Source organism: Actinomadura macrotermitis (assembly GCF_009604375.1).
GTDB lineage: Bacteria > Actinomycetota > Actinomycetes > Streptosporangiales > Streptosporangiaceae > Spirillospora > Spirillospora macrotermitis.
In genome coordinates this window covers 334,183-347,941 of the sequence record NZ_WEGH01000004.1, presented here as the reverse complement: position 1 = coordinate 347,941, position 13,759 = coordinate 334,183, and the positions used below count along the sequence as shown (strand labels likewise).

The window sequence follows — 13,759 nt, the reverse complement described above, 5'->3', positions numbered from 1 at the left end:
GCGGGCGCCGCCCCGCCCGCGCCGCCGCGTCAGAACTCGAACAGGCCGCTTTTCTCGCGCGTGTAGGCGAGGACGGAGTCGTGGCCGTAGCCGCTGTCCTTCACGCCCTCCAGCGGGAACATCACCTTGCGGAAGGTGTTGACCCAGACCGTGCCGGTCTCCAGGCCGCGGAACATGCGCTGGGCGGTGCCGAGGTCGCGGGTCCACACGCCGGCGGCCAGGCCGTAGACCGAGTCGTTGGCGATCGCCAGGGCCTCCTCCTCGGTGTCGAAGGGCAGCACGACCGCGACCGGGCCGAAGATCTCCTCCTGGCAGATCCGCAGCGCGTTGTCGTCGGTGGCGAACAGGGTCGGCTCGACCCAGTAGCCGCCGGCGAACCGCTCGTCGCCGACGGCCTCGGCGCCGGACCGGCCGCCGAAGACCAGCTCGGCGCCCTCCTTGGCGCCGATCTCCAGGTAGGACGTGACGCGCTCGAACTGCTCCCGTGACACGATCGGGCCCATCGAGGTCCCGGACGACATCGGGTCGCCGAGCCGGATGCCCGCGGCGATCGCCTTCATCCGGTGCAGCATCTCGTCGTAGACGGGCCGCTGGATCAGGATGCGCGAGCCGCCGTAGCAGATCTGGCCCGCGTTGGCGGTGAAGATGGCCTGGGTGGTGACGCCCGCGGCGGCCTTGTCCAGGTCGGCGTCGGCGAAGACGATGTTGGGCGACTTGCCGCCGAGCTCCAGCGCGAGCGGCTTCAGCGCGTCCGCCGACGCGCGGGTGATGATCCGGGCGGTGTCCACCGAGCCGGTCAGGCTGATCTTGTTGACGTGCCGGCTGCGCACCAGCGGGTCGCCGACCTCCTCGCCGAGGCCCGAGACGATGTTGAGGGCGCCGGGCGGCAGCACGTCCTTCAGCAGCTCGCCGACGCGCAGCGAGGACACCGTGGCCTGCTCGGCCGGCTTGATGATCACGGTGTTGCCCGCCGCCAGCGCGAACGCGGCCTTGGCCGACAGGGTGGAGATGGGGGAGTTCCACGGGATGATGCCGAGCGTCACCCCGTACGGCTCGCGGCGGGTGACGCCCAGGCTGGACGCCCCGAAGTCCACGCTGCGCCCCTCGGCCGCCGCCGCGCACTCGGCGGCGGCGTTGTTCCACAGGTAGGTCATGCCGGGCAGGTCGCGCTTGGCCGTCTCGCTGATCGTGCGGCCGTTGTCGCGCGTCTCCAGCTCCGCCAGCTCCTGGGCGTTCTTGGCGAACACGCCCGCGACCTTGCGCAGGTAGTGCGCGCGGGCCGCGGCGGGCAGGCCGGACCACTGGGGGAACGCGGCGCGCGCGGCGTCGACGGCGGCCTCGGCGTCGGGTGCCGTGCTGCGCGGGACCCGGGCCCAGACCTCGCCGGTGGCCGGGTCGACCGAGCCCAGCGTGCCGCCGCCCGCGGCCGGCCGCAGCTCGCCGCCGATCAGGTTGGAGTACTCGCGCAGCTGTGTCATCGCCGTCCCTTCGGAACCGTCTCTACGGCAAGCAAGCGTACGCTTGCTTGCCGCTCCGGGGGAAGTGCCCGGTTGCGGACTGATCGGCGGATTCCCTACTATTCCGGGATACTTAACCAAATTAGTAGGGAAAGTGGGTTCCGGCGTGTCCGATACCGGAGTGGGGCGCCGCGGCGTGGTCGCGGCGATGGGGGCGGTGGCGGCGGCCGGCGTCGTGCTGAACGAGGGGACCGCGCAGGCGCGGACGCTGGAGCGGCGGTTCCGCGCCGACGTGCGCCGCAAGAACGTCCGGCGGCCGAACGTGCTGGTCATCCTGGGCGACGACCTGGGCTGGGCCGATCTCGGCTCCTACGGATCGCCGCACATCCGCACGCCGCACCTGGACCGGCTGGCCGCCCAGGGCGTCCGGTTCACCGACGCCTACTCGGCGGCGGCCGTCTGCTCGCCCACCCGTTTCGGCCTCTACACCGGCCGCTATCCGGGACGGCTGCGCGGCGGCCTGGAGGAGCCGATCGCGGCGCCGAACGAGCTGCACGGCATCCCCGCCGAGCACCCGACGCTGGCCTCGCTGCTGAAGGGCGCGGGCTACGCCACCGCGATGTTCGGCAAGTGGCACTGCGGCTTCCTGCCCTGGTACAGCCCGGTCAAGTCGGGCTGGGACACCTTCTTCGGCAACCTGTCGGGCGCCGTCGACTACTACTCCAAGATCACCGAGCAGGGCGTCGACCTGTACGAGGGCGAGGTGCGCACCGAGGACCTCGGCTACTACACCGACACGATCGCCGACCGCGCCACCGCCTGGATCCGCCGCGACCACGACGGCCCCTGGCTGCTGAACCTCAACTTCACCGCGCCGCACTGGCCGTGGGAGGCGCCCGGCGACCGCGAGGTCAGCGCGGAGATCACCGCGCGCGTCAAGGCCGGCGACCGCCGCGCCCTCTGGCACGACGACGGCGGCTCGCTGGACACCTACCGCCGCATGGTCGAGGCGATGGACGCCGCGATCGGCCGCGTCCTGCGCGCGCTGAAGGACAGCGGCCAGGAGGAGGACACCCTGGTGCTGTTCTCCAGCGACAACGGCGGCGAGCGCTGGTCGCACCAGTGGCCGCTCACCGGCGCCAAGGCGAGCCTGAACGAGGGCGGCATCCGGGTGCCCAACATCCTGCGCTGGCCCGCGCGCGTCCGGCCCCGCCAGGTCAGCGACGTCCCCGTCATCACCCAGGACTGGACCGCGACGATCCTGGAGGTCGCGGGCGTGGCCCCGGCCGCCTCGCACCCGCTGGACGGCACCAGCCTCGTCCCCTACCTGTTCAAGGGCGCGCGGGCCCCCGGGCACGACCTGTTCTGGCGCACCAGGAGCTCGCGCGCGCTGCGCCGGGGCCGCTGGAAGTACCTGCGCGCGGCGGGCGGCGACGCCCTGTACGACCTCGCCGCCGACCCGCGCGAGCAGGCGAACCTGGCCCGGCGCCGGCCCGAGGTGCTGACGGACCTCGCCGCCCGCTGGGAGCAGATCAACAAGGATCTGCTGCCGTATCCGTAAGGAGGGACAGGCAGTCCGGCAGGTCGCCGTCGTGGACGACGGTGAGGCGCCGGGTCGCGCGGGTGACCGCGACGTAGAGGTCCTGGCCGCCGCGCGGCGACTCGGCGATGATCCCGGCCGGGTCGGCGACGATCACCGAGTCGAACTCCAGCCCCTTGGCCTCCCCGGTGGTCAGCACGACGACCGGGGAGTCCAGCGCCTCGGGGGTCGCGCCCGCCTCGGCGTCCGGCAGCGCCGCGAGGACGGCCGGGTGCCAGGCGCCCGAGGAGACCACCGCGAGGCGGCCGTCGCCGATCTCGGCCAGCTCGGCCTCCACCAGCGAGGGGAGCTCCCCGGCGGGCAGGCGGAGCGCGCGCGGCGGCGGGCCGTCGTCGCGGACGGGCTCGGGCGGCGTCTGGTCCGGCGCGACCGCGGCGAGGACGTCCGCCGCCACCTTCATGATCGCGGCGGGGGTGCGGTAGTTGACCAGCAGCCGCTGCTCGCGCCAGCGCCCCGGCACGTACCGGTCGAGCATCTGGCCCCACGAGCGCGCCCCGGCCGGGCTGCCGGTCTGCGCGATGTCGCCGACGACGGTCAGCGAGCGCGTCGGGATGCGCCGCATGACCGCGCGCCAGGCCATCTCCGACAGCTCCTGCGCCTCGTCCACGATGACGTGGCCGTAGGCCCACTCGCGGTCGGCGGCGGCGCGCTGCGCGGTGGTGAGCGGCGGGCCGTCGTCGTGGTGGCGGTCGGCGAGGAAGGCGGCGTCGACCGTTTCCAGCCCCGCCGACTCGATCACCTCGCGGGCGTACTTCTCCTCCTCGGCGCGCTGCTCGGCGGCGGTGCGGGCGCGGGCGCGCTCGGCGGTGTCGTCCTGGCCGAGCCACTCGGCGGCCTCGTCGAGCAGCGGGACGTCCGCGACCGTCCAGGGCGAGCCGGCGGGGCGGACCAGGGCGTCCAGCTCGGCGGGGGAGAGGCCGGACTCCAGGCGGTGCAGGGTCTCGGGGGAGGAGAACAGGTCGTCCAGCAGGCGCTGCGGGGAGAGCTCGGGCCACAGGGCGTCGATCGCGGACCGGACGAGCGGGTCCGCCCAGAGCTCCTCCTTGGACAGGCGGCGGTCCTCCTCGTCCAGCAGCGGGGTCTCCTCGGCCTCGTCCATGAGCTCCTGCAGCCAGGCCGGGGTGCCCGACTTCATGATCTCCTGGAGGGGCTCGTCGGTCATGCGGTCGTACTGCTCGGCCCGGTCCAGGGCGAGGGCGTCCAGCAGTTCGTGGACGTAGAGGCGGCGCTGGATGTTGTGCGGGGCGCGCAGCGCGCGCGCCCGGTCGCGGGCCTTCAGCGCCGTCTCCGCGTCCACGGTCAGGGTGAGGCCGTCGGCCTCGACCGCCAGGCCGCCCTCGGGGGCGCGCTGGCGGTCCAGCACGGCGGCCTCGATCAGCCCGGCCATGCGCAGGTCGCCCTTGACGACGGCCGTCCCGGGGGAGTCGGCGGCGGTCGCGCGGACGCCCGGGTACAGCTCGCCGACCGTGGCGAGGGCGACGTCGGTCTCGCCGAGGCCGGGCAGCACCTGCTCGATGTAGCGCAGGAACGTCGCGTTCGGCCCGACCACCAGGACGCCGCGCCGCTCCAGCACGTCGCGGTGGGTGTAGAGCAGGTAGGCCGCGCGGTGCAGGGCCGCGACGGTCTTGCCGGTGCCCGGCCCGCCCTGCACGACCAGCACGCCCTGCAGCGCGGAGCGGATCACCTGGTCCTGCTCCTCCTGGATGGTGGCGACGACGTCGCCCATCCGGCCGGTGCGCCCGCGGCGCAGCGCGGCCAGCAGCGCGGCCTCGCCGACGATCGTGCTCCGGTCGGCCTCCGACATCCCCGCCAGGTCGAACACCTCGTCGTCCAGCCGGACCACCTCGCGGCCGCGCAGGTGCAGGTGGCGACGGCGCGCCAGGGTGCCGGGGGAGGTGGCGGTGGCGGTGTAGAAGGGGCGCGCCGCGGCCGCGCGCCAGTCGATGAGCAGCGGCTCGCGGTGCTCGTCGCGCAGCCCGATCCGGCCGATGTAGAAGGTGTCGCCGGGCTCGTCCCCGTCCGCGCGGTGGTCGATCCGGCCGAAGCAGAGGGCGCGCTCGACGCCGGCCAGCCGGGCGAGGCGGCGGGCCGCCTCCTCGGTGGCGACCTGGCGCTCCACCTGCGCCTGGAAGCCGGCGCCGCCGCCGCGACCCGGGCCCGAGCGCAGGATCCGCTCGGCCTCGCCGCGCTCGGTGTCGAGCCGGGCGTAGACGCGCGACACGTAGGCCTGCTCGGTCTCCACGGGGTTGACTTGACGAACTCCCATGTGTCTTATACGCTCCTGCTCATAGGATGGGTGTTACGTATGCGCGTATTTGCAAGGCGCTAGCGTAGCACCCTTTGTGTGTTCCAGTTCCGCCGCAGGCGGGTACTCCTGTGTTCGATCACTTCTGATCACTTCTGTTGGAACGCGCGTCATCTGGGTGGAACGTGACGGCCATCGGTGCTGGCAAGGCTGTCCGGCGAGCACAGTCGGACTCTCCGAAAGGCCACTCGATGACCGACGGTTCCCTTTTGTCCGGACTTGACCGCCGCTCCTTTCTCGTCAACACGGGCCTCATCACCACCGGCATCACCGCGGGTGGGCTCGCCCTCACCGGCGGCACCGCGCAGGCCGCCCCCGCCACCCGCCGCGCGCCGCGGCCCGGCGACCCCTTCACGCTCGGCGTCGCCTCCGGCGACCCCAGCCACGACGGCTTCGTGCTGTGGACCCGCCTCGCCACCAGGCCCCTCGCCGAGAACGGCCTCGGCGGCATGCCGGCCAAGACCGTCCCGGTCCAGTGGCAGGTCGCCGAGGACGCCCGTTTCCGGCGCGTCGTGCGCCACGGCACCGCCGACGCCCGCCCCGCGTCCGCGCACAGCGTGCACGTCGAGCTGTCCGGGCTGCGCCCCGGCCGCGAATACTGGTACCGCTTCAAGACCGGCAAGCACGTCTCGCCGGCCGGCCTGACCCGCACCGCGCCGCACCCGGGCACCTTCGGCCCGGCCCTGGCCATGGCGTTCGTGTCGTGCTCGCAGTACGAGCACGGCCACTTCACCGCCTACCGGCGGCTCGCCGAGGAGCACCCCGACCTGATCCTGCACCTCGGCGACTACCAGTACGAGTACGCGAAGGACTCCTACGAGATCCCCGGCGGCAACGTCCGCGACCACGAGGGGCCCGAGACCGTCACGCTCGCCGGCTACCGGCAGCGGCACGCGCAGTACAAGTCCGACCCCGACCTGCAGGCCGCGCACCGCGCCGCGCCGTGGCTGGTGGTGTTCGACGACCACGAGGTGGAGAACAACTGGGCCGGTGATGTCCCCGAGGAGGGGTCCGACACCCCCGAGCGCGACGAGTTCCTGAAGCGCCGCGCCGCGGCCTTCCAGGCCTACTACGAGAACATGCCGCTGCGGCGCGGCTCGGTGCCGCACGGCCCCGACATCCAGATCTACCGGCGCGTCCGCTGGGGCCGGCTGGCCGGCTTCCACATGCTCGACACCCGCCAGTTCCGCGACGACCAGGCCTGCGGCGACGGCAACAAGGTCTGCCCCGCCGCCGCGGACCCGGCCCGCAGCATCACCGGCGCGAAGCAGGAGAAGTGGCTGCTGGACGGCTTCCGCCGCTCCGAGGCCCGCTGGGACGTCATCGGCCAGCAGGTGTTCTTCGCCCAGCGCGACAGCGACGCCGGGCCGCTGAAGAAGACCAGCCAGGACGCCTGGGACGGCTACGTGGCCTCCCGCAAGCGCATCACCGACGGCTGGGTCGCCGCCAAGGTCCGCAACCCCGTCGTGCTGACCGGCGACGTGCACGCGCACTGGGCGAGCGACCTGAAGGCGGACTACGACGACCCCTCGTCGAGGACGGTCGGCTCGGAGCTGGTGTGCAGCTCGATCACCAGCGGCGGCGACGGCGCCGACTCCAACCCCGCCGACCACCCCTACCTCAAGATCAACAAGCACCTGCGCTTCTACAACAACCAGCGCGGCTACGTGATCACCCGGATCGGCAAGGACGAGATGCGGGCCGACTTCAAGACGGTGCCGACCGTCCGCACGCCCGGCGCCGCCGCCTCCACCAAGGCCACCTTCGTCATCCACGACCGCGTGCCCGGCCTGAAGCAGACCTACCTGCGGCCCTACACGAGCGTGCGGGCGACCGCCGAGGACCCGAGCGACATCATCGAATACACCATCGAGAGCGAGAACCGGCGCCCGTAGCTCACGGGTTCGGCCCGCCGAGGATGTCGTCGAGGTCGTAGGCGACCGGTTCCTCCAGCTGCTCGTAGGTGCAGGACTCCGGCGTCCGGTCGGTGCGCCAGCGCCGGAACCGGGCGGTGTGGCGGAACCGGTCGCCCTCCATGGCCTCGTAGGCGACCTCGACGACCAGCTCGGGCCGCAGCGCCACCCACGACAGGTCCTTCTTGCCCGTCCACCGCGAGACCGCGCCCGGCATACGGTCGGCGGTGCTCTCGGTCTGCCGCGCCCAGCCCTCCCACGGGTGGCCGGCGTAGTCGTCCATCCGGTAGGGCTTCAGCTCCTCCACCAGCTCGGCGCGGCGCTTCATGGTGAACGACGCGGCGACGCCGACGTGCTGCAGGACGCCCTCGGCGTTGTAGAGGCCGAGGAGCAGCGACCCGACGATCGGGCCGGACTTGTGCCAGCGGAAGCCGGCCACCACGCAGTCGGCGGTGCGCTCGTGCTTGATCTTGAACAGGACCCGCTTGTCCTGCTGGTAGGGGGCGTCCAGCGGCTTGGCGAGGACCCCGTCCAGCCCGGCGCCCTCGAACTCGTCGAACCAGCGCAGCGCCTGCTCGTAGGAGTCCGAGGCCGGGGTGACGTGGACCGGCGCGCGCACGCTCGCGAGCGCCTCCACGAGGCGCCGCCGCCGTTCGCCGAGCGGCTGCTCCAGCAGCGACTCGTCGCCGAGCGCGAGCAGGTCGAACGCGACGAACGAGGCCGGCGTCTGCTCCGACAGCAGCGTGATGCGCGACGCGGCCGGGTGGATGCGCTGCTGCAGGCAGTCGAAGTCCAGCCGGGTGCCCTGCCGCATGACGATCTCGCCGTCGACGACGCACCGCTCGGGCAGCTCGCGCTTCACCGCCTCCACCAGCTCGGGGAAGTAGCGGGTCAGCGGCTTCTCGCCGCGGCTGGACAGCTCCACCTCGTCGCCGTCGCGGAAGACGACGCAGCGGAACCCGTCCCACTTCGGCTCGTACAGCACCTCGCCCTGCGGCATGGCCTTGACGGCCTTGGCCAGCATCGGCGAGAAGGGCAGGCTGATCGGCAGGTCCATACCCTCATCCTGCCCGCCGCCCCCGACAAAAACGATCCGCTAACCTTGCAGCTCATGCGCCGTCTGCTGCCCGAGCCCGCCGCCGACGTGGACCCTTACGAGGCGTACGCGGACGCGCCGGCGCTGCGGATCGGCATGGTGATGAGCGTCGACGGCACCGTCACCGACGCCGAGGGCTGGACCGACGGCCTCGGCGGCGACGCCGACTTCCGCGTCTTCCGCACCCTGCGCGCCCTCGCGGACGCGATCCTGGTGGGCGCCGCGACGGTGCGGACCGGCCGGCTCGGCCCCGCCCGGCTCCGCCCCGACCTGCGCGCGCGCCGCGGCGGGCCGCCCGCGCCGATCGTGGTGGTGAGCCGCTCGCTGGAGCTGGACTGGACGCTGCCGCTGTTCACCGCCGCCGAGACCCCGACGATCGTGGTGACGTCCCGCGCCGCGGCGGCCGCTCGCGACGTGCCCGTCCAGGTGGTGGCGGCGGGGGAGCACGACGTCGACCTCGCCGAGGCCGTCCGGGCGCTGCGCGAGGACCTCGGCCACGAGCGGCTGCTCTGCGAGGGCGGCCCGGCGCTCGCCACCGCGCTGATCGGCGCGGGCCTCGCCGACGAGCTGTGCCTGAACATCGCCCCGGCCCTGCTCGGCGGCGCCCGCCACACCCGGCTGCTGAACGGGCTGCCGGGCGAGGTCGCCCTCGACCCGGCGGCCCTCTACCTGGACGAGGGCGTCCTGTTCGTCCGCTACCGGCCAGCCGGGTGACCGGAGAACAGCAGGTCAGGGGACATAACTCGATCCCTCGGTGACGGTTCGTGCCGTCATCTTCACGTTTCGGTCGTCACGTCCGCCGGTCCGGGGGACACTGGGGCGCGAGAGGCGGAAAGGAGCCGGGGATTGGACGTGGTCGCACTCGTCACATGGATCCTGGCCGCGTCGGCCGGCCTGTACCTGCTGCTGATGTGGTTCGCCAACGGGGGCCTGCGCGGCCAGGCGACCAAGGTCACCCGGTTCCCGGCGCTGATCCTGGTCGGCCACCCGAGCGCCGCCGTGCTCGGCCTGCTGGTCTGGATCGGCTACCTGCTGTCGGGCGCCGCCGTCTACGCCTGGACGGCGTTCGCGGCGCTGCTGGTGACGATCGCGCAGGGCGTGCTGCTGTTCACCCGCTGGCTGATCGGCCACGGCGGCCGGCACGCGCGCGGCACCGACCAGCCGTTCCCGGCCGCCGCGGTGGTGATCCACGGCCTGGTCGCGGCGGCCACCCTGGTCCTGGTCCTGGTCACCGCGATCAACGCCGGGAGCCGCCCCTGAAGGGCCGTCCGGCTCAGGCCAGGCGGCGCAGGACGACCAGGGAGCGGTCGGTGAGCTGCACGTGGTCGCGGGCCTTCAGCCGGCGCCGCTCGCCGGCGGTGCGCGGCGCCGCGGTGTCCAGCACGAACTCCCAGCGCTCCCCGTAGGCGGCGCCGGGCAGGGCGAAGTCCAGCGGCGCGGCGCCCGCGTTGATCAGCAGCAGGAACGAGTCGTCGCGGACGGGCCGGCCGCGCGGGTCCGGCTCGGTGATCGCGTCGCCGTTCAGGAACGCCGCGAGCGACTTGGCGTACCCGGCGTCCCAGTCGCGGCCGGTCATCGGCTCGCCCGCCGGGGTCAGCCAGACGATGTCGGCGAGGTTGTCGCTGCCGGGGCCGGCGCCCTGGAAGAAGCGGCGGCGGCGGAAGACCGGGTGCTCCGCGCGGAGCCGGGTCAGGGTGCGGACGAACTCCAGCTCGCCGGTGTCGTCCCAGTGCACCCAGGCCAGCTCGTTGTCCTGGCAGTAGGCGTTGTTGTTGCCGAGCTGGGTGCGGCCGAGCTCGTCGCCGTGCGACAGCATCGGCACGCCCTGCGACAGGAACAGCGTGGCCAGGAAGTTGCGCTTCTGGCGCGCGCGCAGCTCCTGGATACGCGGGTCGCCGGTCTCCCCCTCGGCGCCGCAGTTCCAGGAGCGGTTGTCGTCGGTGCCGTCGCGGTTGCCCTCGCCGTTGGCCTCGTTGTGCTTGACGTCGTAGGAGACCAGGTCCTGCAGCGGGAACCCGTCGTGGCAGGTGACGAAGTTGATCGAGGCGAACGGGCGGCGCGAGCTGTGCTCGTACAGGTCCGAGGAGCCGGTGAGGCGGGAGGCGAACTCGGGCACCGTCGCGTAGGAGCCGCGCCAGAAGTCGCGGACGGTGTCGCGGTACTTGCCGTTCCACTCGGTCCACAGCGGCGGGAAGTTGCCCACCTGGTAGCCGCCCTCGCCGACGTCCCACGGCTCGGCGATCAGCTTGACCTGCGAGACGACCGGGTCCTGCTGGACCAGGTCGAAGAACGCCGCGAGCCGGTCCACGTCGTGCAGCTCGCGGGCGAGCGCCGAGGCCAGGTCGAACCGGAACCCGTCGACGTGCATCTCCAGGATCCAGTAGCGCAGCGAGTCCATGATCAGCTGCAGCGCGTGCGGGCTGCGCACGTTCAGCGAGTTGCCGCAGCCGGTGTAGTCCAGGTGGTAGCGCCGGTCGTCGTCGCGCAGCCGGTAGTAGGCGGCGTTGTCGATGCCGCGGAACGACAGCGTCGGCCCGAGGTGGTCGCCCTCGGCGGTGTGGTTGTAGACCACGTCGAGGATCACCTCGATGCCGGCCTCGTGCAGGGCGCGGACCATCGCCTTGAACTCCAGCACCTGCTCGCCGTACTGGCCCGAGGCGCTGTAGGCGTTGTGCGGGGCGAGGAACCCGATGGTGTTGTAGCCCCAGTAGTTCGTCAGGCCGCGCGCGACCAGGGCGTGCTCGGGCACGAACTGGTGCACCGGCATCAGCTCCACCGCGGTCACGCCGAGGTTCCTCAGGTGGTCGATCATCACCGGGTGCGCGAGCCCGGCGTAGGTGCCGCGCTGCTCGGCCGGGATGCCCGGGTGCAGCTTGGTCAGCCCCTTGACGTGCGCCTCGTAGATGACGGTCTCGTGGTAGGGGATGCGCGGCGGCCGGTCGTCGCCCCAGTTGAAGAACGGGTTGATGACGACGTTCTTCGGCATGTACGGGGCGCTGTCGTCGGTGTTCAGCGCGTCGGGGTCGGCGAACCGGTAGGAGAACAGCGACTCGTGCCAGCGCAGGCTGCCCGCGACGGCCTTGCCGTAGGGGTCGAGCAGCAGCTTGGCGGGGTTGCAGCGGTCGCCGTCCTCGGGCCGGTACGGGCCGTGCACCCGGTAGCCGTAGCGCTGCCCGGGCCCGACGCCGGGCAGGTAGCCGTGCCAGACGAACCCGTCGACCTCGGGCAGCTCGTGCCGGGTCTCCCGGCCGCCCCCGTCGAACAGGCACAGCTCGACCCGCCGGGCCACCTCGGAGAACAGCGCGAAATTGGTGCCCGTGCCGTCCCAGGTGGCGCCCAGCGGGTAGGGCTCGCCAGGCCAGACCTCCGGCATCGTCCCGCTCCTCGGTTCAGTGTTCACGGCCGCGTCGATTGTGACCTACCCGTCCGCCATGTGTACTCCGCGAACGCGCGGCCGTCAGCCCGATCATCAACATGGGCGGTCGTAGACGGCCTCGAGCCACAGCGACTCGGCGCCGCCCGGCCCGATGGTCGGGTCGACGGCCCGCACGCCCGCCAGGGCGCGCCGTTCGCAGTCGCGGGCGCGTTCCAGATGGGCGTCGGCGGCGTCCTCCCACGCCGACATGACCGCCGCCGCGCGCTCGGCCGAGCCGTGCCGCTCCAGCAGCTCGGCGCGGGTGCCGGGCACCGGCGGCTCGGTCAGCTCGCGCAGCGGCCCGGCCGCGGCGCTCCACCGCCAGGCGACCTCTACGAACCGGGCGACCGAGGCGTTGAGGTAGGCGACGGCGGGCCGGTACAGGTCGCGGTAGATGCCGCGCAGCGGCAGCGGCAGGTCGGCGGCGGTGACCGGCCGGTCCCGGACGGCGAGGACGCGGCCGTCGCCGGCGACCGCGCCGATCCGCGGCGTCGCGCCCGAGCCGCCCCAGCGGCCGAGGTCGTACAGGCGCTGGCCGGGGGAGGCCAGGCGGCGCTCCTGCGGCCCGGCCAGGTTGGGGACCAGCAGCGGCTCGCGGCCGGGCTGCGGCGCGGGCCGCAGCGCGATGTCGGTCGGCAGGCCCCAGCGCAGCAGCGCCGCGCGGTCGTCGGCGGGCAGGTCCCAGGAGCCGACGGGGTCGGCGGGGAAGGCGCAGCGGCGTTCCGCGTCGACCACCTCGTCCAGCGGCGCGGTGAACGCCTCGTGCAGCCGGTCCTCGATCGTCGTCATGCTCATCGCCCCCGCGCTCACCGGTCCCGCCACACGATCTCGCCGTCGGCCAGGTCGCCGGTCGGGCGCAGGCCGAGCTTGCGGGCGACGGCGGCCGAGGCGGCGTTGGCGGGGTGGATGGACGCCGACAGCGCGGTGACGCCGTGGCCGCGCAGCCAGCCGGTGACGGCGGCGGCGGCCTCGGTGGCGAAACCGAACCCCTGGTAGTGCGTGCCGATCACCCAGGCGACCGACGCGGACAGGCCGTCCACGCCGGGGGTGACGGTGGCCTGCACGGTGCCGACGGCCTGCGCGTCGCGGCGGCGGCGGGCGATCCAGTTCAGCCAGCCCTCCTGGTGGAACGGCGCGGGCCCGGCGGCCAGGCGCTGGTAGCGCGCGCGCAGCTCGCCGAGCGGGAGCGGGGCGCCGCCGATGAAGTCGTGGAGCCGCAGGTCGTCCAGCACCTGCGTCATCTCCTCGGCGTGGTGGGCGCCGAGGGGTTCCAGCAGCAGCCGCTGCGTCTGGACGGGCGCGGCGATCGGTCCGAACATTGTGCCGACCTTACAGATGCCGAGTCCAAGATCCGGCCGGATGCTGGCGTGGATGAAGCCAAAGCCAGGGCTGGGAATGGCGGAACGGCAGCTCGGTGCCGGGCTGCCAGGGGAACAGACCGCCCTCGTCGGGCCACACCACCTGGAGGAACTCCAGCGGCGGGCGGCGGTAGAACGACACCGCCCCCGGGAGCAGCGCGCGGTACCAGGGCTGCTCCACCGCGCGGAACGCGGCGGGGCGGCCGCGCACGGCGTCGTCCAGCCGGCCGCCGGCGACCGGCCCGGCGCCCTCGGCGGTGCGCCGGCCGAGCGCGTTCAAGATCTCCTCGGTCTCGTACACGTCGCCGCCGAACATGGCCAGCTCGGGCGCCCGGTGGCTGTGCCAGAGGCCGACGGTGTAGGCCCAGCCGGGACCGTCGTCGCCGGGGACGAGCACGACGCTCCAGCCGTACTGGGTGATGTGCACGATCGTGCGGAGCAGGAAGTTGTCCATCCGGTCGCGGTCGCCGTAGTCGTGGCAGAGCACGCAGTGGCAGGGCGGGGGGCCGTCGGACATGACTTTCAGCTTACGATCATTTTCGGTGAACGGTCCCGCCGCCGGCGCGTCCCGCAGATAGTCGCCGCCGGAGCGTTGCGAGCGCGCCTGGCGGGGAA

The 13,759-nt window shown here is 73.3% G+C and carries 11 protein-coding genes; 4 read left to right on the top strand and 7 right to left on the bottom strand.

The genetic code is table 11. The features are described 5' to 3' along the window. Nucleotides 1–29 precede the first annotated feature (29 nt). Complete coding sequence (locus tag ACRB68_RS30105) at nucleotides 30–1,478, bottom strand: aldehyde dehydrogenase family protein (RefSeq protein WP_153538476.1); 1,449 nt, start codon at nucleotides 1,476–1,478, stop codon at nucleotides 30–32. A 145-nt stretch (nucleotides 1,479–1,623) separates the two neighbouring features. Here ACRB68_RS30105 and ACRB68_RS30100 point away from each other — a divergent pair, with 145 nt between their 5' ends. Next, the gene (locus tag ACRB68_RS30100; RefSeq protein WP_328594961.1) at nucleotides 1,624–3,018 is read left to right on the top strand and encodes a sulfatase family protein; all 1,395 of its coding nucleotides are present in this window, start codon (nucleotides 1,624–1,626) and stop codon (nucleotides 3,016–3,018) included. Here the strand turns inward: ACRB68_RS30100 and ACRB68_RS30095 are convergent. After that, nucleotides 2,990–5,323 carry a HelD family protein gene (locus ACRB68_RS30095; protein ID WP_153538474.1) on the bottom strand — a complete coding sequence of 778 codons (2,334 nt, stop codon included), beginning with the start codon at nucleotides 5,321–5,323 and terminating at the stop codon, nucleotides 2,990–2,992. The genes ACRB68_RS30100 and ACRB68_RS30095 overlap by 29 nt on opposite strands. A 230-nt stretch (nucleotides 5,324–5,553) precedes the next feature. Between ACRB68_RS30095 and ACRB68_RS30090 the strand changes: the two genes are divergently transcribed. Beyond that, nucleotides 5,554–7,257: an alkaline phosphatase D family protein gene (locus ACRB68_RS30090; protein WP_153538472.1), complete on the top strand. Its 1,704-nt coding sequence runs from the start codon at nucleotides 5,554–5,556 to the stop codon at nucleotides 7,255–7,257. A 1-nt stretch (nucleotide 7,258) separates the two neighbouring features. Here ACRB68_RS30090 and ACRB68_RS30085 read toward each other — a convergent pair whose 3' ends face one another. Beyond that, a complete protein-coding gene (locus ACRB68_RS30085; protein ID WP_153538470.1) occupies nucleotides 7,259–8,332 on the bottom strand; it encodes an ATP-dependent DNA ligase in 1,074 nt (357 codons plus the stop codon). A 54-nt stretch (nucleotides 8,333–8,386) separates the two neighbouring features. Between ACRB68_RS30085 and ACRB68_RS30080 the strand changes: the two genes are divergently transcribed. Continuing rightward, entirely contained in the window at nucleotides 8,387–9,085 is a 699-nt protein-coding gene (locus ACRB68_RS30080; protein ID WP_153538468.1) for a dihydrofolate reductase family protein, read from the top strand. Nucleotides 9,086–9,223: 138 nt separating this feature from the next. Continuing rightward, nucleotides 9,224–9,631 carry a hypothetical protein gene (locus ACRB68_RS30075; RefSeq protein WP_328595066.1) on the top strand — a complete coding sequence of 136 codons (408 nt, stop codon included), beginning with the start codon at nucleotides 9,224–9,226 and terminating at the stop codon, nucleotides 9,629–9,631. Nucleotides 9,632–9,644: 13 nt separating this feature from the next. Here the strand turns inward: ACRB68_RS30075 and glgX are convergent, their stop codons facing one another. The 4 genes from glgX to ACRB68_RS30055 form a co-directional block, all read right to left on the bottom strand. Then, nucleotides 9,645–11,744: a glycogen debranching protein GlgX gene (gene glgX, locus ACRB68_RS30070; protein WP_153538465.1), complete on the bottom strand. Its 2,100-nt coding sequence runs from the start codon at nucleotides 11,742–11,744 to the stop codon at nucleotides 9,645–9,647. A 96-nt stretch (nucleotides 11,745–11,840) separates the two neighbouring features. Next, entirely contained in the window at nucleotides 11,841–12,575 is a 735-nt protein-coding gene (locus tag ACRB68_RS30065) for an SUKH-4 family immunity protein (RefSeq protein WP_194293510.1), read from the bottom strand. Nucleotides 12,576–12,592: 17 nt separating this feature from the next. Next, complete coding sequence (locus ACRB68_RS30060; RefSeq protein WP_153538461.1) at nucleotides 12,593–13,105, bottom strand: GNAT family N-acetyltransferase; 513 nt, start codon at nucleotides 13,103–13,105, stop codon at nucleotides 12,593–12,595. 10 nt (nucleotides 13,106–13,115) lie between these two features. Continuing rightward, a complete protein-coding gene (locus ACRB68_RS30055) occupies nucleotides 13,116–13,661 on the bottom strand; it encodes a DUF4262 domain-containing protein (RefSeq protein WP_153538459.1) in 546 nt (181 codons plus the stop codon). Between the last annotated feature and the right edge of the window lie 98 nt (nucleotides 13,662–13,759).

What these genes read in the sequence shown, in the direction of transcription:
- glgX (WP_153538465.1), bottom strand. Translation starts at nt 11,744, where the DNA reads ATGCCGGAGGTCTGGCCTGGCGAGCCCTACCCGCTGGGCGCCACCTGG.
- ACRB68_RS30095 (WP_153538474.1), bottom strand. Translation starts at nt 5,323, where the DNA reads ATGGGAGTTCGTCAAGTCAACCCCGTGGAGACCGAGCAGGCCTACGTG.
- ACRB68_RS30065 (WP_194293510.1), bottom strand. Translation starts at nt 12,575, where the DNA reads ATGACGACGATCGAGGACCGGCTGCACGAGGCGTTCACCGCGCCGCTG.
- ACRB68_RS30080 (WP_153538468.1), top strand. Translation starts at nt 8,387, where the DNA reads ATGCGCCGTCTGCTGCCCGAGCCCGCCGCCGACGTGGACCCTTACGAG.
- ACRB68_RS30085 (WP_153538470.1), bottom strand. Translation starts at nt 8,332, where the DNA reads ATGGACCTGCCGATCAGCCTGCCCTTCTCGCCGATGCTGGCCAAGGCC.
- ACRB68_RS30090 (WP_153538472.1), top strand. Translation starts at nt 5,554, where the DNA reads ATGACCGACGGTTCCCTTTTGTCCGGACTTGACCGCCGCTCCTTTCTC.
- ACRB68_RS30105 (WP_153538476.1), bottom strand. Translation starts at nt 1,478, where the DNA reads ATGACACAGCTGCGCGAGTACTCCAACCTGATCGGCGGCGAGCTGCGG.
- ACRB68_RS30055 (WP_153538459.1), bottom strand. Translation starts at nt 13,661, where the DNA reads ATGTCCGACGGCCCCCCGCCCTGCCACTGCGTGCTCTGCCACGACTAC.
- ACRB68_RS30060 (WP_153538461.1), bottom strand. Translation starts at nt 13,105, where the DNA reads ATGTTCGGACCGATCGCCGCGCCCGTCCAGACGCAGCGGCTGCTGCTG.